A 20,658-nucleotide genomic window follows, 5' to 3' on the forward strand; every position below is an offset into this window, starting at 1 on the left:
CCCGCCCAAGAAGCCACGGCGGTTGCCCATGGCCTCCCTCCGAACGGGCGAGCAACTTTCCTTGCGGTCAGGCATCACCTGATTCGGCCGGAGATGGCGCGTAGCCAGGAGGAAACGCCTCATGCTGCGGCAGTGCGTCTGAGATCTCGTACCACGGTGCCTTCGAGCCCACGAACAGGTGGCACGCGGGGCGGCCACCGGGATCGTCGTCCAGGATTCCGAGCGCAAGACCCAATTCTTGCGGCCGGGCATCGAACTTGGTGAAGATGTTGGAGCCACAGACTGAACAGAAGCCTCGATGTTCGCCCGGCGAGGACTCGTAGAACCGCATCAGATCCTCGCCACGCGTCCATCGAAGATCGGCGGTTCTGACGCGGCCTCGCGCCCTGAACGCCGTGCCATGCGCCTTGCGGCACATCGAGCAGTGACAGAACAGCATGTTGTGAACGGGACCGTGAATCTCGAGAGCGATGCCTTGGCACAGGCAGCTGGCGCGAAGAGCCACAAGACCTCCTGGAGCGGCGAACGAAGAATGAGTGCGAATCGTTGAGCGGACGATCGGCGACAACCACACGTCGGCAAGCTACCTTGGAGCGTCGCCCTTGCGGTACTCGGCAGTGAGTTCGTCGAGTTTCTGCTTGAGTCCGGCATCCAGCTTGTACTCGGCCGCGGCCAGAGTCGCATCGAGCTGATCGGGCCGGCTGGCGCCCAGCAGCGGCGCGGTGATCAGCGGGTTGGCCATCACCCACGCCACCGCCAGCGTCGCCAGCGGCACGCCGGCTTCGTCGGCCAGCTTGTGCAGCTGGGCGACGGTGCCGAAGCTGCGCTCGTTCCAGTAGCGGTCCTGGTACATGCCGCCGGCGGTGCCGAGCGTGAAGCGCGTGTTCTGCTCGGGCTTGGCCTCGGGCTTGTACTTGCCGGTCAGCAAGCCGCCCGCGAGCGGGTTGTAGGGGATCACGCCCAGCCCTTCCTCGCCCGCCAGCGGCAGCAGTTCGCGCTCGATCTCGCGGAACAGCAGGCTGTAGCGCGGCTGCACGCACACCAGCCGCGTGAGCCTGTGCAGCTCGGCGCGGCCGATCGCGCGGGCCAGCCGGTAGGCCAGGAAATTGGAGACGCCGATGTAGCGCGCGCGGCCCGAGCGGACGATCACATCGAGTGCTTCCAGGCTTTCGTCGAGCGGCGTGTCGCGGTCGTCGGAGTGCAGCTGGTAGAGATCGACGTGGTCGGTCTGCAGCCGCTTGAGCGAGGCATCGATGGCGTCGAGCAGGTGCTTGCGCGAGGCGCCCTGGTCCCAGGCATGGGGGCCGACCTTGCCGACCGCCTTGGTGGCGACGATGAAATCGCCGCGACGGCTGGCGCCCTTGGCGCGCAGCCAGCGGCCGACGATCTCCTCGGTCCGGCCGGCGGTGTCGATGGTCCCGCCGAGCGGATAGACATCCGCGGTGTCGAGGAAGTTGATGCCGCCCTCGGCGGCGCGGTCGAGGATCTGGTGCGACACCGCCTCGTCGGTCTGCAGGCCGAAGGTCATGGTGCCGAGCGCGAGCCGCGACACGGTGAGGCCGGTGCGGCCGAGGCGGGTGGTGGGGACGGTCATCGAAAGACTCCGAGTGCAGCTGGGCGGTCGAGAATCTTAGCCAGCCGGGCGGAATCGCGCTGGCGCCGCCTCAGCGGTAGGTGGCCAGATGGATGCTGGTCTCGGTGCTGCGGATCCCCTTCAGCAGCCGGATCCGCTCGAGCACCTGCGACAGCTCGGCCATCGACGCGGCGCGCAGCTCGGCCAGCAGGTCCCAGCGGCCGTTGGTGTCGTGCAGCGCGGCGACGCCGGGCTCGCCGAGCAGGTTTGCGATCACGGTGCGGGTCTGGTTGCCTTCGACCAGGATGCCCATCCAGGCGCGAATCTCGTCCGAGCGCGATTCGGGCCGCAGTTGCACCGCATAGCCGACGATGACGCCGCCGTCTTCCAGCTTGCGCAGCCGGTTGGTCACCGTGCCGCGCGACACGGCGAGCTTTTGCGCCAGCGCCGCCACCGGCAGCCGGGCGTCGTGGCGCAGCAGAGCGATCAGGCGCTGGTCGAGCGCATCGATGTCCATATCGTCAAGAAACCCTGTCGATTCGCCACATGGCGGCTCATATTGCCAGCAATGTTGACACTTCTTTCTGTCCCCGAACAGTCGCAGAGTCAAGACCAGACTTTGTTGACGGACCGGGAGCATCCTTCATGGCCAGCACTCTTCACCTCGGCGCGCGCGACGTCGCGCGCATCGTGGCCCGCAAGGGCCTGTCGGCCTGCTTCTCGGGGATCGCGGCGCGCATCGAGCAGGACTTTTTGCGCTGGCCCGAGTTCGACAAGACGTCCCGCAGCGCCAGCCACTCGCGCGAGGGCGTCATCGAGCTGATGCCGGTGTCCGATGGCACACGCTACGCCTTCAAGTACGTCAACGGCCATCCGAAGAACACGCGCTTCGGGCTGCCGACCGTGATGGCCTTCGGCGTGCTGGCCGATGTCGCGACCGGAGCGCCGCTGCTGCTGGCCGAGCTGAGCCTGGCGACCGCGATCCGCACCGCCGCGATGTCCGCGCTGGCAGCGCGCGCGTTGGCGCGCCGCGACAGCCGCACGATGGCGCTGATCGGCAATGGCGCGCAGAGCGAGTTCCAGGCGCTCGCCTTTCGCGACCTGCTCGGCATCCGTCGTTTGCGGCTGTTCGACACCGACCCGCGGGCCACCGCCAAGCTGGTGCGCAACCTGCGCGGCGAAGGCCTGGAACCGGATGTCTGCACGAGCACCCGGGAGGCAGTGCGCGGCGCCGACATCGTCACCACGCTCACGGCCGACAAGCAGCGGGCGGTGATCCTGGCGCCCGACATGATCGAGCCCGGCATGCACCTGAACGCCGTCGGCGGCGACTGCCCCGGCAAGACCGAGCTGCATGCCGAGGTCCTGCGTCGGGCCTCGGTGTTCGTGGAGTACGCGCCGCAGACGCGCGTCGAGGGCGAGCTGCAGCAGATGCCGGCCGACTTCCCGGCCACCGAGATCTGGCGCGTGCTCGCCGGCGCGCATCCAGGGCGCGAGGATGCGGCGCAGGTCACGCTGTTCGACTCGGTCGGCTTCGCGCTGGAGGATTTCGCGGCGTTGCGCTTCCTCGAGGGCGCCGCGCGCGAGCTGGGCATCGGCGAGCCGCTGGACCTGGTGCCGTCGATGGATGATCCCAAGGACTTGTATGGGCTGGTGGGGGCGCAGCCTGTGCGGCTGGGGGCCGAGTTGGTCGCAACACTCTGATCAGTTGAGGACAGAGCAAAAACTGCTGCGCAGTTTATTGGTCTGTCCCGCAAGGTCTCAGTAGGACCCAATCAGCTCGGCCAGCCGCGACCACGGTTCCGACGACAAGGCCTGCCGGGCCGCCTGCGCCTGCGCCGGCGTGAGGTCCTCCAGCAGTTCGACCTGGCCGGCCACCTGGCTGGCGATCGGCACGCCGTCGCGGTACAGCACGCGGGAACCGGCCACGCGCGCGGCCTTCGGTCCCGGCATGACGGTGCCGAGCAGGTTCGCAGGATCGGCTGCGGCCAGGCAGACCAGCGCGCCATCCAGAGGCCGGCGCCGCACCTCGCGCATCAGGCCGATCGCCTCGGGCAGGGCGAACTGCTCGCCCGCGACGGCGGCGATGAAGCGTCCGCCGCGGATGTCGCCGCGCGCCTCGAGCCGGCGCCAGGCACGCACCAGGTCGCGCCACGGCGGCAGCCATGCGGCCTCGCGCTCGAGCAGGCGCCAGCAGACCACGCCGTAGCGGCGCAGCAGGATGCGCGCGACCTGCTCGATGGCTTCGGGCGCGGTTCGTGCCGGCGGCTCGGACGGCGCCGGCGCACGCGCGCGGACCATCGACCAGCGCCCCGCGTCCTCGATGCCGAACAGCGCCGTGCGCCGCTGCCGTCGCCCGTGCGCCGAAGTGCGCTTGGACGGCGGCACCAGCAAGGCGCGCAGGCCGGCGTAGCTGTCGCAGTGCGCGCGTCCGCGCATGACCAGCTCGCTCAGCGCGTCTTCGACCTCGGCGCCCAGGAGCCGCGTGCCCTGCACAATCTCGTCGAAGAAGGACGCGCCATGGCCGGACAGGAAGTCGGCGACCCGCCGTGCGCGCGAACCGAGCTCGGCGTCGCCCGCGGGTGCCGGGGCGAGCCCGGTCCACAGCGCCGCCGAGCGGCGCGGCAGCAGCAGGATCGGCGCCGACCGCAGGGAAAGGCTGCCGCCGGCGGCACGTCCCTCGACCGCCGCCGGGCGCAGCCGCGTCCACAGCGTGCGGCCGGCGGTGCACAGCTCGTCGAGCCAGGCCGGCGCATAGTCCTTGACCCGAGCCGGCAGCAGCTCGGACTCCCAGACACCAGCGGCCGCCTCGTAGCCTTCGAGCTGCGCCAGGATGCCCGCCAGCGCGTCGGGACCGCTGACACGGCTCGCGGCCGCCACGTGCTGCCACTCGAACAGGAAGCGCGCGAAGTCACGCGGCTCGACCGGCTCGATCTCCTGTCGCAGCCGCTTCAGCGTGTAGCGATGGATGCGAGCCAGCAGATGGCGCTCGCACCATTCGATTTCGCTGGTGCCCGGCGTGAAGCGGCCCTGCAGCACGCAGCCTTCGGTCTGCAGCGCCGCCAATGCGGCGTCGATCTCGCCGGGCGCCAGCCGCAGCTGCACCGCGAGCCGAGGCGCAGCGACCGGGCCCAGCCCGCCGAGCCGCGATCGCAGCAGCTCGCGCAGGGCATCGCCGCCCGCTTCGGATGCGGCTGGCTCCGCCGGCGGCTCGATCGGCGCTGGCGTGGTGGCCGAGGGATACAGCGCCCGAAGCTGGGCCAGGCGCTCCGCCGCCACCCACAGGCCGTGGCCGGACGCGCCACCCTCCGTCTCGAGCCGGTTCGCCCGGCCCGCGCCTGCCAGCACCTCCAGCCAGCCGCGCCAGCCTTCATGGGCCGAGGCCTCTTCGTCGGTGATCACGCCGAGCCCGTTCAGGGCCTCGTGCATCTCGTCGGCATGGCGCGGCTGCGGCCAGGCTTCCCGGCGCACGCTGGCGATCGCTTCGGCGTCGAGCTGGCCGAGGTCGTCGGCGCTTTCGGGGTCGACGTAGCGCCGGTTCTGGACCGCCTGGGTGCGGCGCTCCTCGATCGGCGCGTCGTCCAGGAAAGCATAGGGCCGCGCGTTCAGCGCCTCGGCCGCGAGCGGCGAGGGCGCCGGCAGGTCGCGCACCAGCAGCTCGACTTCGCCGGCCTCGAGCTTCTTCAGGAGCCGCAGCCAGCCCTCGGCATCCATGGCCTCGTAGAGGCAGTCGCGCAGGGTCTGCGCGACCAGCGGATGGTCGGGAATTTCGCGCGCGCCCGCCAGGTTCTCGGCGCATGCGACCTGATCGGGAAAGACGGCCGCGAGCAGATCCTCCGACTTCATGCGCTGCAGTTGCGGCGCGACCTTTCGCCCGCCCTGGAAACGCGGCAGCGCCAGCGCCGTGGTCGCGTTCCAGCGCCAGCGCACGCCGAAGAGCGGCGCATCGAGCAGCGCCTGCACCAGCACGTCCAGGGCCGAGGCCGAATGCAGGTAGCGCGCGACCTCCTCGAGCGGGAAGCTGTGGCTGGTCGACAGCGACAGCACGATCGCGTCCTCGGTCGCCGCGGCCTGCAGCTCGAAGTTGAACTGGCGGCAGAAGCGCTTGCGCAGCGCCAGTCCCCAGGCCCGGTTGAGCCGGCTGCCGAAGGGCGAGTGGATCACCAGTTGCATGCCGCCCGACGCGTCGAAGAAGCGCTCCATCACGATGCGCCGCTGAGTCGGCAGCGCACCGAGCACGCGCAGCGCGCGCGCCAGGTGCTCGACGGTCTGGCGCGCCGCCTCGGTGTCGAGCCCGACCGCACGCGCCAGCTGCTCGACGGCACCGTCGACGCCGTGCAGGGCCAGCGCCTCCTCGATCCCGGCGCGCAGCCGCGAGACGCCGAGCGACAACTCGTCGCTGCGCCCCGGCGCCTCGCCGAGCCAGAACGGGATGTTGGGCGCGGCGCCATGGGCGTCTTCCACGCGCACGCGGCCGGGCTCGATCCGCAGGATGCGATAGCTCGCGTTGCCGAGCTGGAAGATGTCGCCGGCCAGGCTCTCCACCGCGAAGTCCTCGTGGACCGTGCCGATCTTGTGCGCCTGCGGTTCGAGCATCACGGTGTAGTCGCCGGCCTCGGGAATGGTGCCGCCCGAAGTCAGCGCGGTCATGCGTGCGCCCCGGCGCTCGCGCAGCAGGTGATGCACCGCATCTCGATGCACATAGCCCGCGCGCGGGCCCTGGCGGGTCGTGAAGCCTTCGGAGACCATGCGCACCACGGCCGCGAAGTCCTCCCGCTTCAGCTCGGCGTAGGGCCAGGCGCGCCGCACCAGCGCGAAGAGTTCGTCTTCCCCGCATTCGCGGCAGGCGGTCTCGGCCACGATCTGCTGCGCCAGCACGTCGAGCGGCGCCGGCAGCACATGCAGCGCATCGAGCTCGCCGCGGCGCACGCAGTCGAGCAGGGCCGCGCATTCGACCAGTTCGTCGCGCGACTGCGGAAAGAGGCGCGCCTTCGGCACGCCGCCGACCGCATGGCCCGAGCGCCCGGCGCGCTGCAGGAAGGTCGCGATCGAACGCGGCGAGCCGAGCTGGCAGACCAGGTCGACATCGCCGATGTCCAGGCCCAGCTCGAGCGAGGCCGTAGCCACCAGCACCTTGAGCTCGCCCCGCTTCAGGCGCCGCTCGGCATCGAGGCGCGCTTCCTTCGCGAGGCTGCCATGATGGGCCGCGACCGCCTCCTTGCCGAGGATCTCGCCGAGCTGCCGCGCCGCGCGCTCGGCCATGCGGCGCGTGTTGACGAACAGCAGCGTGCTGCGGTGCGCGTGCACCAGCCCCGCGATGCGCGCATGGACCTGCTCCCACTGCTCGTTCGACAGCACGGCCGCGAGCGGCGTCGGCGGCAGCTCGAGCGCGAGGTCGCGCTGTTTCGCGTAGCCGATGTCGATGATCGCGCAATCGGCCTCGCCATCGACCAAGGCGCCGGCGCCGACCAGGAAGCGCGCGATCTCGGCGATCGGCTTCTGCGTCGCCGACACGCCGATGCGCGTCAACGGCCTCCCGCACAGCGCCTGCAAGCGCTCGAGCGACAGCGCCAGATGGCTGCCGCGCTTGCTGCCGACGACCGCATGGATCTCGTCGACGATCACGGTGCGCACCGTCGAGAGCATCTTGCGCCCCGAGACAGAACCGAGCAGCACGTAGAGCGACTCGGGCGTGCTGACCAGCACGTGGGGCGGTCGCCGCAGGGCCTGCTGACGCTCACGCGCCGGCGTGTCGCCGGTGCGCACCGCGGTGCGGATCGCGACATCGGGCAGGCCCAGCTTCGCGAGTTCGGCGCGGATGCCGGCCAGCGGCGCCTGCAGGTTGAGGTCGATGTCGTTCGACAGCGCCTTCAAGGGCGAGACGTAGACCACCGTGGTCTGGTCGGGCAGGCCGCCCGGCTGCAGGCCCTGCCGCACCAGGCCATCGAGCGCGGCGAGAAAGGCCGTGAGCGTCTTGCCGGAGCCGGTCGGCGCCGCGATCAGCGTATGGCGGCCAGCCGCGATCGCGGGCCAGGCGGCCGCCTGGGCTTCGGTCGGCCCGGGGAAAGTCGCTTCGAACCAGCGGGAGACGGCGGGGTGGAATTCAGCGTGCACGAAGTGCATGAGATCAGGCCGCGCGGCCCGATGTCAAGGCGCGGCGCCCGCCGAAACATCCAGGGTCTGTTCAACCTAGGCCCTCACATCCACCACCACCCGACCGCGCACCTGGCCCGCGAGCAGCCGCGGCGCCAGCGCGATCACCGCGCCGAGCCCGATGGTCTCGGTATTGGCATCGAGCAGGTCGCGCGGCAGCTCGGCCGCGAGGCGATCCCATGCCGCGACCCGGCGTGCCTGCGGTGCGTGGACGCTGTCGATGCCCGCCAGCGTCACGCCGCGCAGGATGAAGGGCGCTACGCTGGCCGGGAAATCCAGGCCTTGCGCCAGCCCGCAGGCCGCCACCGTGCCGCCGTAGCGCAGGCTGGCGCAGACGTTGGCCAGGGTGTGGCTGCCGACGCTGTCGACCGCACCGGCCCAGCGCTCCTTCTGCAGCGGCTTGCCGGGTTCGCCGAGCGCGGCGCGGTCGATGACCTCCCGGGCGCCGAGGCGCTGCAGGTGCGCGGCCTCGGCAGTGCGGCCGGTCGAGGCATGCACCTCGAAGCCGAGCCGCGCCAGCAGCGCGATGGCGATCGTGCCGACGCCGCCGTTGGCGCCGGTGACCAGCACCGGGCCCGAGGCCGGCGTCAAGCCGTGCTGCTGCAGCGCCATCACGCACAGCATCGCGGTGTAGCCCGCGGTGCCGATCGCCATCGCCTGGCGTGCATCGAAGCCCGGCGGGATGGCCACCAGCCAGTCGGCCTTGACGCGGGCCTGCTGCGCGAGGCCGCCCCAATGCGTCTCGCCCACGCCCCAGCCGTTGAGCAGCACCGGGTCGCCCTTCTTGTAGCGCGCGTCGCTGCTCTCGGCGACCGTGCCCGCGAAGTCGATGCCCGGCACCATCGGGAACTTGCGCACCACCGGCGACTTGCCGGTGATCGCCAGGGCGTCCTTGTAGTTGACGGTGGAGAACGCCACGTCGACCCGCACCTCGCCCTCGGGCAGGGCGCTCGGGTCGAGCGCGGTCACGGCGGCGCGGGTGGTGCCGTCGTCGGCCTTGGTCAGCAGCAGGGCATCGAACATCAGAGCGCTCCTTGTTGGATCGGCGTGGACAGGCGGATCGCGCGAGCATCGCACAGCGACCGGATGGCTTCGGCGCCCCATCCCATTTCCGCCAGCAGCGCGTGGGTGTCCTGGCCGAGCCGGGGCGCGCCGGTGGCCGCGGCGACGCCGTCGAAGCGATAGCGGAAGCCGAGGCCCGGCGTGCGCACGGTCGATGCGCCCTGCGCGAAGGCGACGGGCTGCAGCGCGGCGCCGCCTCGCGATTCCATCTCGTCGAGGAATTCGCCGAGCTTGCGCACCCGCGCCGCCGGCACGCCGACCGCATTGAGCCTTTGCTCCATCTCGACCGCCGACCGGCTCGCGAAGGCGTCGCGGAAGCGCTGCTGCAGATAGGGCAGGTCGCGGGCGACGACGAAGCCGCCGCCCGGTGCATGGAAGGCCTCGAGGTCGAGTGCCGCCGCGTCGTCGCAGAGCGACTCGAGCGCCAGCACCGCCGTGAGCTTGCGAAACTGTGCCGGCGTGTTGGCCGCGGTGGCCAGCCAGCCGTCGGCGCAGCGGTAGGTGTCGGCCGTGGGACTGCCGGTGTAGCCGCGATTGCCGACCCGCTGCGGCTCGACGCGCCCGGTGAGGAAGCTGCTCGCGTTGGGGTACATCAGCATCAGCGAGGCCTGCACCATCGAGGCATCGATGTACTGGCCCAGGCCCTCGCGCTCGCGGCGATGCAGGGCCGCCACGATCGACAGCGCGCCGAGCATGCCGACGGCGACGTCGATCACCGGGAAGCCCACCTTGAGCGGCGGCGCCTCGGCGCTGTCGCCCGACATCATCATCATGCCGGTCAGGGCCTGCACCACGTGGTCGTAGGCGCCGCGCCGCGACCACTCGCCTTCCTGGCCGTAGCCGGAGATCGAGCAATACACGATGTCCGGCCGCTCGGCCTGGATGGCGGCGTAGTCGAGCTCGTACTTCGCGACCACGCCGGGGCGGAAGTTCTCGATGAAGACATCGGCCGTGCGGGCCAGCGAGCGCACCAGCGCGGCACCTTCGGCCGTCCGGATGTCGGCCGCGAAGGAGCGCTTGCCGGCGTTCAGCGCCGCGAAGCCGGCCGGCGTGTCGCCGTCCTCCGGCGCGGCCTTGCTGGCGCGCATTACCTCGCCGGACTGCGGCGGCTCGATCTTGATCACCTCGGCGCCGAGCTGGGCGAGGTAGAGGGACGCCAGGGGACCGGCGATCACGTGCGACATGTCGATGACGCGCACACCTTCGAGGGGTTTGGACATGGTGCCTGTTCTCCTGTTCGGCTTCAGCTCGCCGTGACGCCGGCCAGCTTCACGATCTCGGCCCACTTGCGGTTCTCGCTGCGCACGAAGGCGGCGAAGGCCTGCGGACTCTCGCTGATCGCGGCCTCGTTGCCGGCCGCCTCGAAGGCGGCTTGCAGGGCCGGCGTCTTCAAGGTCCGGGTCGCGGCCGCGAACAGCACCGCGACCACGTCCTGCGGCGTGCGGGCCGGGGCCCAGAGGCCGAACCACGACTCCTGCACCGCGAGCTCGTTCTTCAGCCGCTCGTGCAGGGTCGGCACCTCGGGCAGCTGCTTCAGGCGCTGGCGGCTGGTGACGGCCAGCGCGCGCAGCTTGCCGCCCTTGACCTGCGGCACGCCGGTGCCGGCCACCGGAAACGCGAACTGCGTGTCGCCGCGCAGCAGCGAGGCGGCGATCTCGACCGAGCCCTTGAGCGGAATGTGCGTGACCTTGAGGCCCGCGAGCGAGGCCAGCGTCGCCCCCGCGAGGTGGGCCGAGGTGCCGATGCCGCCGGAGCCGTAGTTCATCTGGCCCGGCTTGGCCTTCGCATCCGCGATGAGGTCCTCGAGCGTCTGGTAGGGGCTGTCGGCACGCACCACCAGCACGGTGGGCGAGGATGCGAAGTTGCTGACCGGCACGAAGTCGGCGATGGGATCGAACTTGAGATCGGGCTGCAGGATCTTCTGGATCAGATGCGTGTTGGAGCCCATCAGCAGCGTGTAGCCGTCGGGCGCCGCCTGTGCCACGTACTGCGCGGCCAGCACGCCGGCCGCGCCGACCTTGTTCTCGATCACGATCGACTGGCCCAGCGCCTCACCGAGCGCCGGGCCGGCCTGGCGCAGCTGCACGTCGGGGCCGCCGCCCGCGGCGTAGGGCGAGATGACGCGCACCGGCTTGCCGGGAAAGCCGTCGGCGGCGCGAACGGCCAGCGGCACAAGAGCGAGGGCCGATGCGGCCCGGCAGAAACTGCGGCGATCCATGGTGAATGTCTCCTTCTGGTGTGGCATCAGCATAGGTCGGGACAGCGATATCCAACAGTGATATGTTTTCATTGCGTGCAAACTTTTTGGAAAGCGACTCGATGCCTTCAGAGCCCTCCTGCGAAGCGCGCAGACTCATCGCGCGGCTGCGTTTCCGCCACCTGCAGCTGCTGGTCGAACTGCAGCGCGGCGGCAGCCTGCGCGCCGCCGCCGCGGTGCTGAACCTCACGCAGCCAGCGTTGAGCAAGGCCCTCGGCGAAGTCGAGGCGAGCTTCGGCTTCGCGCTCTTCACGCGCAGCGCGCGCGGCCTGGCGACCACGCCGCGCGGCGAGATCGTGGTCCGCGGCGCCGCCATGCTGCTCCAGGAACTGGCGCACCTCGGCGCCGAGGCCTCGGCCGAGCCGGCCGTCACCCTGCTGCGCATCGGGGCGCCGCCTTTCGTCGCCCAGGGCTATCTGCCGGAGGTGTTCGCCCGCCTGGTCGGCGAGCAGGCCCGGGTGCGGGTCCAGTTGATGGAGGAGCGCGTCCCGCTGCTCGTGCAGGCGCTGCTGCAGGGGCGCCTCGATGCGCTGGTCACGAGCTATCCGACCGAGATGCCCGAAGCCGCGGGACAGCCGCTGCACTACGAGAGGCTGTTCGACGCCGATTTCACCGTGATCGCGCCGCCGGGTCATCCGCTCGGCCGGGCCCGCCGGGTCGACTGGCCGCGCCTGTGCCGCGAGCGCTGGATCATGCCGGCCCCGACCTCGATGGTGCGACGCATGATGGACGAGGTGTTCCGCAGCGCGGGCCTGATGGCGCCGGTGCCGGTGATCGAGTCGACCAGCCCGGTGACCAACCTGCGCCTGGTCGCGGCCGGCCTCGGCCTCAGCGCGGTGCCGGCGTCGACCCTGGACAGCGCGGGCGCCAGCGGCGTGATGCGGGTGCGCGTGCATCCGCCGATCCCGGCCGGGCCGGTGGCGCTGATCCACCGCACGGGCACGGACAACCCGCGGCTGGGCCTGCTGCGGGAGGCGCTGGGATTGCCGGCCACCGTTTGACGTCGACCGGGGATGGGCGTACGGTTCTCGCCCGGCCCGATCGCGGGGCGCGAACGAAGGAGACACTGGACATGACCGATCTGTCGAACCATCCGACGCAGGTCGCCGGCGCCTGGCTGGCCGATTTCCAGTCCGCGCTGGAGCGCGGCGACATCGACGCCGCAATCGCACTGTTCGAGCCCGACTGCTACTGGCGCGACTTGGTCGCCTTCACCTGGAACATCCGCACGCAGGAAGGGCCCGAGGCGATCCGCGCCATGCTCCAGGCGCGGCTGGCCGACACGAAGCCGACGGCCTTCGCGGTCGAGGGCGATGCCACCGAGGCCGATGGCGTGGTCGATGCCTGGTTCACCTTCGAGACCGCGGTGGCACGCGGCCGCGGCCACCTGCGGCTGCGCGGCGGCAAGGCCTGGACGCTGCTGACCACCATGACCGAACTCAAGGGCTTCGAGGAATGCAAGGGCGCGCAGCGGATCAAGGGTGCGGAGCACGGCGCCAATCCGCAACGCAAGACCTGGCTCGAGCGGCGCCAGCAGGAGGCCGAGACGCTGGGCTTCACCGAACAGCCCTACGTCGTCATCGTCGGCGGGGGGCAGGGCGGCATCGCGCTCGGCGCGCGGCTGCGGCGCCTCGGCGTGCCGACGATCATCGTCGAGAAGAACGCACGCGCCGGCGACTCCTGGCGCCGGCGCTACAAGAGCCTGTGCCTGCACGACCCGGTCTGGTACGACCACCTGCCCTACCTGCCGTTTCCGGAGGACTGGCCGGTGTTCTCGCCGAAGGACAAGATCGGCGACTGGCTCGAGATGTACACCAAGGTGATGGAGCTCAACTACTGGGGCTCGACCACCGCGAAGAAGGCGCGCTTCGACGAGTCGAAGAAGGAATGGGAGCTGGTGGTCGAGCGCGACGGCCGCGAGATCACGCTGCGGCCGAAGCAGCTGGTGTTCGCGCTCGGCGTGTCGGGCTATCCGAACCTGCCGAAGATCCCGGGCGCCGAAAGCTTCGAGGGCGAGCAGCACCACTCGAGCGCACACCCCGGGCCCGAGGCCTGGCGCGGCAAGAAGTGCGTGGTGCTGGGCTCCAACAATTCGGCCCACGACATCTGCGCCGCCCTGTGGGAGAACGGCGCCGACGTGACCATGATCCAGCGCAGCTCGACCCACATCGCGCCCTCGGATTCGCTGATGGAACTGGCGCTCGGCGGGCTCTACTCCGAGGCCGCGCTCAAGGCCGGCGTGACCACCGACCGCGCCGACCTGATCTTCGCCTCGGTGCCCTACAAGATCATGGCGCCGATGCAGGTGCCGGTGTATGACGAGATGAAGCGCCGCGATGCCGACCTCTATGCGCGGCTCGAGAAGGCCGGCTTCCTGCTCGACTTCGGGGTCGATGGCTCGGGCCTCTTCATGAAGTACCTGCGCCGCGGCTCGGGCTACTACATCGACGTCGGCGCCTCGGAGCTGGTCGCCAACGGCAGCATCCGGCTGCGCAGCGGCGTGACCATCGAGCGCATCAATCCGAAGTCGGTCACGCTGAGCGACGGCAGCGAGCTGCCGGCCGACCTGATCGTCTACGCCACCGGCTACGGCTCGATGAACGGCTGGCTGGCCGACCTGGTCTCGCCCGAGGTGGCCGACAAGGTCGGCAAGGTCTGGGGGCTGGGCTCCGACACGCCGAAGGATCCCGGGCCCTGGGAGGGCGAGCTGCGCAACATGTGGAAGCCGACGCAGGTGCCGCAGTTGTGGATCCACGGCGGCAACCTGCACCAGTCGCGCCACTATTCGCAGTTCCTGGCGCTGCAGCTGAAGGCGCGCATGGAGGGCCTGCCGACGCCGGTGCACGGGCTCGCGCCGGTGCATCACGCGCGCTGAGCCGGGCGGCGGGCTTCAGACCAGGCCGCCGCGCTCGCTCATCAGGCGCACGCTGTCCTCGGCGATGGTCTCCTGCTCCGGAGCCAGGAAACGCATCCAGTAGCCGGCGATATCGATGTTGTCGCCATGGGCCAGCACCTGCAGTTCGACCCGCTTGCCGTTCACGAAAGTGCCGTTGCGGCTGCCCAGGTCGCGCAGGATCACCAGCGGCCCCTGGGTGCTCAGCCTGGCATGGAAACGGCTGACCCGCGGCGAAGCCAGCACCACGTGGTTCTGCTCGGCCCGGCCGATCGTCACCCCGAGCTCCGATATCGGCAGCTGGGTGGTCTGGCCGGTGGGGGTCATCAGGATCAGCATGGCCATGTCGTCGACGCTCTCGTTTGGGCGTTCGACGGTAGCCGGACGAATACTAAAGTTCAAGGTTGTTGAAGTTACAGCCTGTGTTTCACAGTCCTTTCTCGACCATGTCGAGCAGCCGCTGCCCCAGCGCCTCGGCCTGCGGGGCCGGCAGGCCGCGCAAGGGGCCGTCGATGATCAACAGCGCCAGCCCGTGCACTGCCGACCAGGCCAGGAACTCGGCGCCGGGACGCCGTTCGGGCGCCATGCCGCCGGCCGCGACCAGGCGGTCGAGCGCGGCGCCCAGCAGTTCGAAGGGATTGAGGCCGCTGGCCCCGCCCTTGACCTCCCCGGGCGCATCGTCGATGTCGACCGGTGTCGCGAACGCGGTGCGGAACAAGCCGGTCTCGGCCTGGGCGAAGCGCAGGTAGCCGGTGCCGACCGCCCGCACGCTGGCGCGAGCCCGGGCCAGCGGATCGCCCGCCGCGCCGGCGCCCGCCAGTTCTTCTTCCATGGCCCGGGCCACCGCCGACAGCGCCGCGGCGCGCACCGCTTGCAGCAAGGCAAGCCGGCTCGCGAAATGCCGATAGGCGGCATTCGGAACCACGCCCGCGCGCCGTGTCGCTTCGCGCAGCACCACCGCTTCGGGTCCGCCGGCGCGCGCCAGCTCGACCCCGGCATCGAGCAGCGCACGGCGCAGGTCTCCGTGCCGGTAGGTGCTGCGCGCAGGAGGGCTGGGATCAGGCAGAGAGCTCATCGATTCCTTCATGTGGACAGCGTCCATTATCTTTGCTATTGTCTTGTGGACGTTGTACACAACCAATCGACGCTGAAAGGAAGCACGATGCAAGTCCACTCCTACCTCTTTTTCGATGGCCGCTGCGAGGAGGCGATCGAGTTCTACCGCAAGGCGGTCGGCGCCAAGCTCACGATGCTGATGCGCTTCAAGGAGAGCCCCGACCCGATCCCGGCCGACAAGGTGCCGCCGGGTTCCGACGACAAGGTGATGCATGCGAGCTTCGACATCGGCGACACGATGGTGATGGCGTCCGATGGCTGCGCCCCGGGCGAGCCGGCATTCAAGGGCTTCTCGTTGTCGCTGACCGCCGCCGACGAGGCCGAGGCCCGGCGCCTGTTCGACGCCCTGGCCGAAGGCGGCCAGGTGCAGATGCCGATGGGCAAGACCTTCTGGTCGCCGGCCTTCGGCATGCTGGTCGACCGCTTCGGCGTCTCGTGGATGGTGCAGGTGCCTGGACCCATGTGACAGCGGGCGCGGCGCTTTGCTCTTAAATTCGACGGTTCATTCCAAAGGAGCCATCGTCCATGATCCATGTCGTCGCCGTCATCACCGCCAAGCCAGGCCAACGCGATCTGATCCTCGAGGCCTACCGGGCCAACCGGCCCGCGGTGCTGGCCGAGAAGGGCTGCATCGAATACACCGCGACCATCGATGCCGTCGGCATGCCGGCCTCGCGCGGCAGCTTCGGCGCCGACACCTTCGTCGTCGTCGAGAAATGGGAAACCCTGGCCGACCTGCAGGCGCACGCGGCGGCACCGCACATGGCCGCCTATGGCGCCAAGGTCAAGGACTGGACCGAGAGCCGGCTGATCCACGTGCTCGAGCCGGTCTGAACAAGCCCCCAGGCCAAAGAAAAACGCGCCCGAGGGCGCGTTTCTTCATGGCGTGGCGAGAGCCTTACTTGGCCATCACCCGGACCATCTCGAGGCACTTGTTCGAGTAGCCCCACTCGTTGTCGTACCAGCTCACCAGCTTGACGAAGGTGCCGTCCAGCGCGATGCCGGCCTCGGCGTCGAAGATCGAGGTGCGCGGGTCGCCGCGGAAGTCGGTGGCGACCACCTTGTCCTCGGTGTAGCCCAGCACGCCCTTGAGCGCGCCTTCGCTCTGCGCCTTCATCTCGGCGCAGATTTCCTTGTAGGTGGCTTCCTTGACCAGCTCGACCGTGAGATCGACCACCGAGACGTCGGAGGTCGGCACGCGGAAGCTCATGCCCGTGAGCTTCTTGTTGAGCTCGGGAATCACCACGCCCACCGCCTTGGCCGCGCCGGTGCTCGACGGGATGATGTTCTCGAGGATGCCGCGGCCGCCGCGCCAGTCCTTGTTGCTCGGGCCGTCGACCGTCTTCTGGGTCGCGGTGGCGGCGTGGACGGTGGTCATCAGGCCGCGCTTGATGCCCCACTTGTCGTTCAGCACCTTGGCCAGCGGCGCCAGGCAGTTGGTGGTGCAGCTGGCGTTGCTGATGATGGCTTCGCCGGCGTACTTCTTGTCGTTGACGCCGTAGACGAACATCGGCGTGTCGTCCTTGCTCGGGGCCGACAGCAGCACCTTCTTCGCGCCCGCGTCGATGTGCTTCTGCGCCGTGTCCTTGGTCAGGAACAGGCCGGTGGACTCGAGCACGATGTCGGCGCCGACGTCGCTCCAGTTGAGCTTCGACGGATCGCGCTCCTGCGTCAGGCGGATCTTCTTGCCGTTGACGACGAGGGTGTTGCCCTCGACCGTGATCTCGCCCTGGAAGCGACCGTGCACCGAGTCGTACTGGAGCATGTAGGCCAGGTAATCAGGCTCGAGCAGGTCGTTGATCGCGACGATCTCGATGTCGTTCTTGAAGTTCTGAACCGCCGCGCGCAGCACGTTGCGCCCGATGCGACCGAAACCGTTGATGCCGAGTTTGATAGCCATGTCTGATGCTCCTGGAAGGTTGAAAACTACTGAGAAGGCGTGGCCGAGACCTCAGCGCGCGAGCGCTGCCTCGACCGTGGCAGCGACGTTCTCTGCCGTGAATCCGAAATGCTTGAACAGCACGCCGGCAGGTGCCGACTCGCCGTAGGTGTCGATGCCGACGACGGCGGCGACGCCGTACTTCCACCAGCCGTCGGTGCAGCCCATCTCGACCGCGATGCGCGGCGTGCCCTTGGGCAGCACGCTCTTCTTGTAGGCCACGTCCTGGCGGTCGAAGGTGGTGGTGGAGGGCATCGAGACGACGCGCACGCCGATCTTCTTCGCCGCCAGCAGCTCCTGGGCCCGCAGCGCCAGCTGCACTTCGGAGCCGGTGGCGATGATGACCGCCTTGAGCTTCTTGTTCTTGAGGCCCACGTCTTCGGGCTCGGACAGCACGTAGGCGCCCTTGCTGATGTCGCTGAGGTCCTTCTTGGGCGAATAGGGCAGGTTCTGGCGCGACAGCAGCAGCGCCGTCGGGCGGTCGGCGTTCTGCAGCGCCACGGCCCAGGCCACGGCGGTCTCGGCGGTGTCGCCGGGACGCCAGACGTCGAGGTTCGGGATCAGCCGCAGCGACGCCGCGTGCTCGATCGACTGGTGGGTCGGACCGTCCTCGCCGAGGCCGATCGAGTCATGCGTGAAGACATGGATCACGCGCTGCTTCATGAGCGCCGCCATGCGGATCGCGTTGCGGCTGTAGTCGCTGAAGGTCAGGAAGGTGCCGCCGTAGGGAATGAAGCCGCCGTGCAGCGCGACGCCGTTCATGATGGCCGCCATGCCGAACTCGCGCACGCCGTAGTTGATATGGCGGCCCAGCAGGCCGTCGGGGAACTGCTCGTTGCCTTCGCTGCGGACCACGGCGCCGTGGCTGTCGAAGCGCAGGCTGGGCGTGCTCTTGGTGTTGGTCAGGTTCGAGCCGGTCAGGTCGGCGCTGCCGCCGAGCAATTCGGGCAGCGCGGCGGTGAAGGCTTCCAGCGCCAGCTGGGAGGCCTTGCGCGAGGCCACGGTCTCGGCCTTGGTGTGGGCAGCCACCACCGTGTCGAAGGCGGTCTGGTGGAAGTTCTTCGGCAGCTCGCCCTTCATGCGGCGGGTGAACTCGGCGGCCAGGTCCGGGAACTCCTTGGCATAGGCCTCGAACTTGTCGTTCCAGGCGGCTTCATTCTTGGCGCCGGCGGCCTTGGCGTCCCATTCCTCGTAGACCGCGGACGGCAGTTCGAAGGGCGCGTGCGACCACTGCAGCGCGCTGCGGGTCAGGCCGATCTCGTCGGCCCCGAGCGGCTCGCCGTGTGCCTTGGCGGTGTTGGCGCGGTTCGGACTGCCCTTGCCGATCTGGGTCTTGCAGATGATGAGGGTCGGCCGGTCGGTGTTCTTCTTCGCCTTCTCGATGGCCTTCGACACGTCCTTGGCGTCGTGGCCGTCGATCGGGCCGATCACGTGCCAGCCGTAGGCCTTGAAGCGCTCTTCGGTGTTGTCGATGAACCAGGGCTTGACCTGGCCGTCGATCGAGATGCCGTTGTCGTCGTAGAGTGCGATCAGCTTGCCGAGCTTCCAGGCGCCGGCCAGCGCCGCGGCCTCGTGGCTGATGCCTTCCATGAGGCAGCCGTCGCCGAGGAAGGCGTAGGTGTGGTGGTCGACGATCTCGTGGCCCTTGCGGTTGAACTCGGCCGCGAGCAGTTTCTCGGCCAGCGCGAAGCCGACCGCGTTGGTGATGCCCTGGCCCAGCGGACCGGTGGTGGTCTCCACGCCGGGCGTGATGCCGGTTTCGGGATGGCCGGCGGTCTTGCTGTGCAGCTGGCGGAAGCGCTTGAGTTCTTCGACGGGGAGCGCATAGCCGGTGAGGTGCAGCACCGAATAGATCAGCATCGAGGCGTGGCCGTTCGACAGCACGAAGCGGTCGCGGTCGAACCACTGCGGATTGACCGGGTTGTGCCTCAGATGGTCGCCCCACAGCGCGACCGCCATGTCGGCCATGCCCATCGGTGCACCGGGATGCCCCGAGTTGGCGAGTTGAACGGCATCCATTGCCAACGCGCGGATCGCGTTGGCCATCAAGGCTTGGTTGGCCATCTGTGGCTTTCTGGGGGCAGGTTAGGGGGAACCCGGTATTTTAACGGGCGGGGTGGGACGGCCCCGGAATGGGCTCGGATCAGGCCCGCGCCAACAGCGACTTGCACCCAGCGGGGCAGCGTAGGGGCCACCCAGGCCGGCGCCGGGCCGCCCCAAGGCGGCCTGTGGCCCCCTTGGGGGGCAGCGACCCACACGAAGTGGGGGAGCGTGGGGGCCACATTCAGCTAGAGTGCCGGTCCATGCAAGGGCTTCACCTGACTGCCGACCTCCTCGACTGCCGCTGCGACACGCGATGGCTGGTCGACGCCGACACCCTGGGCTCTGCCTGCGTCGCCGGCGCCGAAGCGGCCGGACTGCAAGTGGTCGGCCGACTGTTCCATGCCTTCCCGGCGACGCCGGACGGTGCCGGCGGGGTCACGGCCGCGGTGCTGCTGGCCGAGTCGCACCTGTGCGTCCATACCTGGCCGGAGCAGCGCGGCGTCACGATCGATGTCTATGTGTGCAACTTCGGTGCCGATCACTCGGCCAAGGCGAGGGCGCTGATGGCATCGCTGGAGGCGCTGTTCATGCCGGCGCAAGCCCAGCGGCACCAGTTGCAGCGCGGCCGGATGGGAGCGGTGCCCGCATGAGCGACATCAAGGCGATGATCCTGGCCGCCGGGCGCGGCGAGCGCATGCGGCCGCTGACCGACCGCACCCCCAAGCCGCTGCTGGAAGTCCATGGCAAGCCGCTGATGCAGTGGCCGCTCGAAGCACTCGCCGCCGGCGGCTTCACCGACGTGGTGGTCAACACGGCCTGGCTCGGCGAGCAGATCGAGGCCCGCTTCGGCGCCCGGCATGGCGGCTCCACGCTTCACTATTCGCACGAGGGCCGCGACTTCGGCGGCGCGCTCGAAACGGCTGGCGGCATCGTGCGTGCGCTGCCCGCGCTGGGCGAGGTGTTCTGGGTGGTGGCGGGCGATGTGTTCGCGCCGGACTTCGAGTTCACGCAGGCCGCGGTCGACCGCTTCCTGGCCGGCGGCCTGCTCGCGCACTTGTGGCTGGTGCCGAACCCAGCCCACAACCCGAAGGGCGATTTCGGACTGGACCCCGCAGGCCGCGCCACCCTGCAGGACCACGCCGGCATCCGCCACACCTTCTCGACCATCGGTCTCTATCGAGCGGCACTCTTCGCGCCGCCCCTGTGCGGGATTGCCACCGGCAACCCCGGCGGCATCAAGGCGCCGCTGGCGCCGCTGCTGCGCGCGGCCATGGAAAAGGCCCAGGTCAGCGCGGAGCTGTACCTGGGCCCTTGGACCGATGTCGGCACCGCCGAACGGCTGACGGCGCTGAACGCGGGTTGACCGCTAGGGGATGTTCGAGCTGACGACGTGGAACGGGCCGCCCGGCAGCGGGAAGCTGCCGCCGTACTCGAACTTGCCCGACGCGATGGGGCAGCCGTTGGGCGGCTGGCAGCTCCACCCCGGGTTGGTCGTGAAGATCACCGGGCCATAGCGGTAGTTCGACACCTTCGATCCGCCATAGTCCGCCACCGACACCACCGCGTGCTGCGTGCCGTGGACGTCCGCGTCCTCCGCCGAGATCGGGTCCACCAGGCTGGAA

The 20,658-nt window shown here is 69.8% G+C and carries 18 protein-coding genes and 1 pseudogene; 7 read left to right on the forward strand and 12 right to left on the reverse strand.

The window, feature by feature from the left end:
* Positions 1 to 67 precede the first annotated feature (67 nt).
* The 3 genes from QTI45_RS20570 to QTI45_RS20580 all read right to left on the reverse strand — a co-directional run bounded on the left by QTI45_RS20570 (position 68) and on the right by QTI45_RS20580 (position 2,084).
* Positions 68 to 505 carry a GFA family protein gene (locus QTI45_RS20570; protein WP_444813297.1) on the reverse strand — a complete coding sequence of 146 codons (438 nt, stop codon included), beginning with the start codon at positions 503 to 505 and terminating at the stop codon, positions 68 to 70.
* Positions 506 to 583: 78 nt separating this feature from the next.
* Positions 584 to 1,594 (reverse strand): aldo/keto reductase, encoded by a 1,011-nt coding sequence (locus QTI45_RS20575; RefSeq protein WP_286655698.1) that lies wholly within the window; start codon positions 1,592 to 1,594, stop codon positions 584 to 586.
* Positions 1,595 to 1,664: 70 nt separating this feature from the next.
* Complete coding sequence (locus QTI45_RS20580) at positions 1,665 to 2,084, reverse strand: Lrp/AsnC family transcriptional regulator (protein ID WP_286655721.1); 420 nt, start codon at positions 2,082 to 2,084, stop codon at positions 1,665 to 1,667.
* A gap of 134 nt (positions 2,085 to 2,218) precedes the next feature.
* On the opposite strand from QTI45_RS20580, the gene ocd reads away from it, so the two are divergent.
* On the forward strand, positions 2,219 to 3,277 hold the full coding sequence (ocd, locus tag QTI45_RS20585) for an ornithine cyclodeaminase (RefSeq protein WP_286655699.1): 1,059 nt from the start codon (positions 2,219 to 2,221) through the stop codon (positions 3,275 to 3,277).
* A gap of 57 nt (positions 3,278 to 3,334) precedes the next feature.
* Here the strand turns inward: ocd and QTI45_RS20590 are convergent, their stop codons facing one another.
* The 4 genes from QTI45_RS20590 to QTI45_RS20605 all read right to left on the reverse strand — a co-directional run bounded on the left by QTI45_RS20590 (position 3,335) and on the right by QTI45_RS20605 (position 11,006).
* Entirely contained in the window at positions 3,335 to 7,696 is a 4,362-nt protein-coding gene (locus QTI45_RS20590) for a DEAD/DEAH box helicase (RefSeq protein WP_286655700.1), read from the reverse strand.
* 66 nt (positions 7,697 to 7,762) lie between these two features.
* Positions 7,763 to 8,749: an acrylyl-CoA reductase (NADPH) gene (gene acuI / locus QTI45_RS20595; protein WP_286371875.1), complete on the reverse strand. Its 987-nt coding sequence runs from the start codon at positions 8,747 to 8,749 to the stop codon at positions 7,763 to 7,765.
* A complete protein-coding gene (locus tag QTI45_RS20600; RefSeq protein ID WP_286655701.1) occupies positions 8,749 to 10,008 on the reverse strand; it encodes a CaiB/BaiF CoA transferase family protein in 1,260 nt (419 codons plus the stop codon). The genes acuI and QTI45_RS20600 overlap by 1 nt, the downstream gene beginning before the upstream one ends.
* Positions 10,009 to 10,031: 23 nt before the next feature.
* Positions 10,032 to 11,006 carry a Bug family tripartite tricarboxylate transporter substrate binding protein gene (locus tag QTI45_RS20605; RefSeq protein ID WP_286371877.1) on the reverse strand — a complete coding sequence of 325 codons (975 nt, stop codon included), beginning with the start codon at positions 11,004 to 11,006 and terminating at the stop codon, positions 10,032 to 10,034.
* Between the two features lie 101 nt (positions 11,007 to 11,107).
* Between QTI45_RS20605 and QTI45_RS20610 the strand changes: the two genes are divergently transcribed.
* Entirely contained in the window at positions 11,108 to 12,046 is a 939-nt protein-coding gene (locus tag QTI45_RS20610) for a LysR family transcriptional regulator (RefSeq protein WP_286655702.1), read from the forward strand.
* 71 nt (positions 12,047 to 12,117) lie between these two features.
* Positions 12,118 to 13,920: an NAD(P)/FAD-dependent oxidoreductase gene (locus QTI45_RS20615; RefSeq protein WP_286655703.1), complete on the forward strand. Its 1,803-nt coding sequence runs from the start codon at positions 12,118 to 12,120 to the stop codon at positions 13,918 to 13,920.
* Between the two features lie 15 nt (positions 13,921 to 13,935).
* Here QTI45_RS20615 and QTI45_RS20620 read toward each other — a convergent pair whose 3' ends face one another.
* Both QTI45_RS20620 and QTI45_RS20625 read right to left on the reverse strand, forming a co-directional pair.
* Complete coding sequence (locus QTI45_RS20620; protein WP_286371880.1) at positions 13,936 to 14,283, reverse strand: FHA domain-containing protein; 348 nt, start codon at positions 14,281 to 14,283, stop codon at positions 13,936 to 13,938.
* 82 nt (positions 14,284 to 14,365) lie between these two features.
* Positions 14,366 to 15,013 carry a TetR/AcrR family transcriptional regulator gene (locus tag QTI45_RS20625; protein ID WP_286655704.1) on the reverse strand — a complete coding sequence of 216 codons (648 nt, stop codon included), beginning with the start codon at positions 15,011 to 15,013 and terminating at the stop codon, positions 14,366 to 14,368.
* Between the two features lie 87 nt (positions 15,014 to 15,100).
* Between QTI45_RS20625 and QTI45_RS20630 the strand changes: the two genes are divergently transcribed.
* Both QTI45_RS20630 and QTI45_RS20635 read left to right on the forward strand, forming a co-directional pair.
* Positions 15,101 to 15,520, forward strand: a complete 420-nt coding sequence (locus QTI45_RS20630; protein WP_286371882.1) for a VOC family protein — start codon at positions 15,101 to 15,103, stop codon at positions 15,518 to 15,520.
* Between the two features lie 59 nt (positions 15,521 to 15,579).
* Positions 15,580 to 15,888 carry a putative quinol monooxygenase gene (locus tag QTI45_RS20635; RefSeq protein WP_286655705.1) on the forward strand — a complete coding sequence of 103 codons (309 nt, stop codon included), beginning with the start codon at positions 15,580 to 15,582 and terminating at the stop codon, positions 15,886 to 15,888.
* 64 nt (positions 15,889 to 15,952) lie between these two features.
* On the opposite strand, the gene gap is transcribed toward QTI45_RS20635, so the two are convergent.
* Both gap and tkt read right to left on the reverse strand, forming a co-directional pair.
* Positions 15,953 to 16,954, reverse strand: a complete 1,002-nt coding sequence (gene gap, locus QTI45_RS20640; protein ID WP_286371884.1) for a type I glyceraldehyde-3-phosphate dehydrogenase — start codon at positions 16,952 to 16,954, stop codon at positions 15,953 to 15,955.
* 51 nt (positions 16,955 to 17,005) lie between these two features.
* Positions 17,006 to 19,057, reverse strand: a complete 2,052-nt coding sequence (gene tkt / locus QTI45_RS20645; protein WP_286655706.1) for a transketolase — start codon at positions 19,055 to 19,057, stop codon at positions 17,006 to 17,008.
* A gap of 239 nt (positions 19,058 to 19,296) precedes the next feature.
* Between tkt and QTI45_RS20650 the strand changes: the two genes are divergently transcribed.
* Both QTI45_RS20650 and QTI45_RS20655 read left to right on the forward strand, forming a co-directional pair.
* Positions 19,297 to 19,686: an S-adenosylmethionine decarboxylase family protein gene (locus tag QTI45_RS20650; RefSeq protein ID WP_286655707.1), complete on the forward strand. Its 390-nt coding sequence runs from the start codon at positions 19,297 to 19,299 to the stop codon at positions 19,684 to 19,686.
* Between the two features lie 14 nt (positions 19,687 to 19,700).
* A complete protein-coding gene (locus tag QTI45_RS20655; RefSeq protein WP_286655722.1) occupies positions 19,701 to 20,399 on the forward strand; it encodes a nucleotidyltransferase family protein in 699 nt (232 codons plus the stop codon).
* A 3-nt stretch (positions 20,400 to 20,402) separates the two neighbouring features.
* Here QTI45_RS20655 and QTI45_RS20660 read toward each other — a convergent pair.
* Positions 20,403 to 20,658: pseudogene (locus QTI45_RS20660) on the reverse strand (hypothetical protein); the annotation flags it as partial.

Source organism: Variovorax saccharolyticus (genome assembly GCF_030316765.1).
GTDB classification, from domain to species: Bacteria; Pseudomonadota; Gammaproteobacteria; order Burkholderiales; family Burkholderiaceae_C; genus Variovorax; species Variovorax saccharolyticus.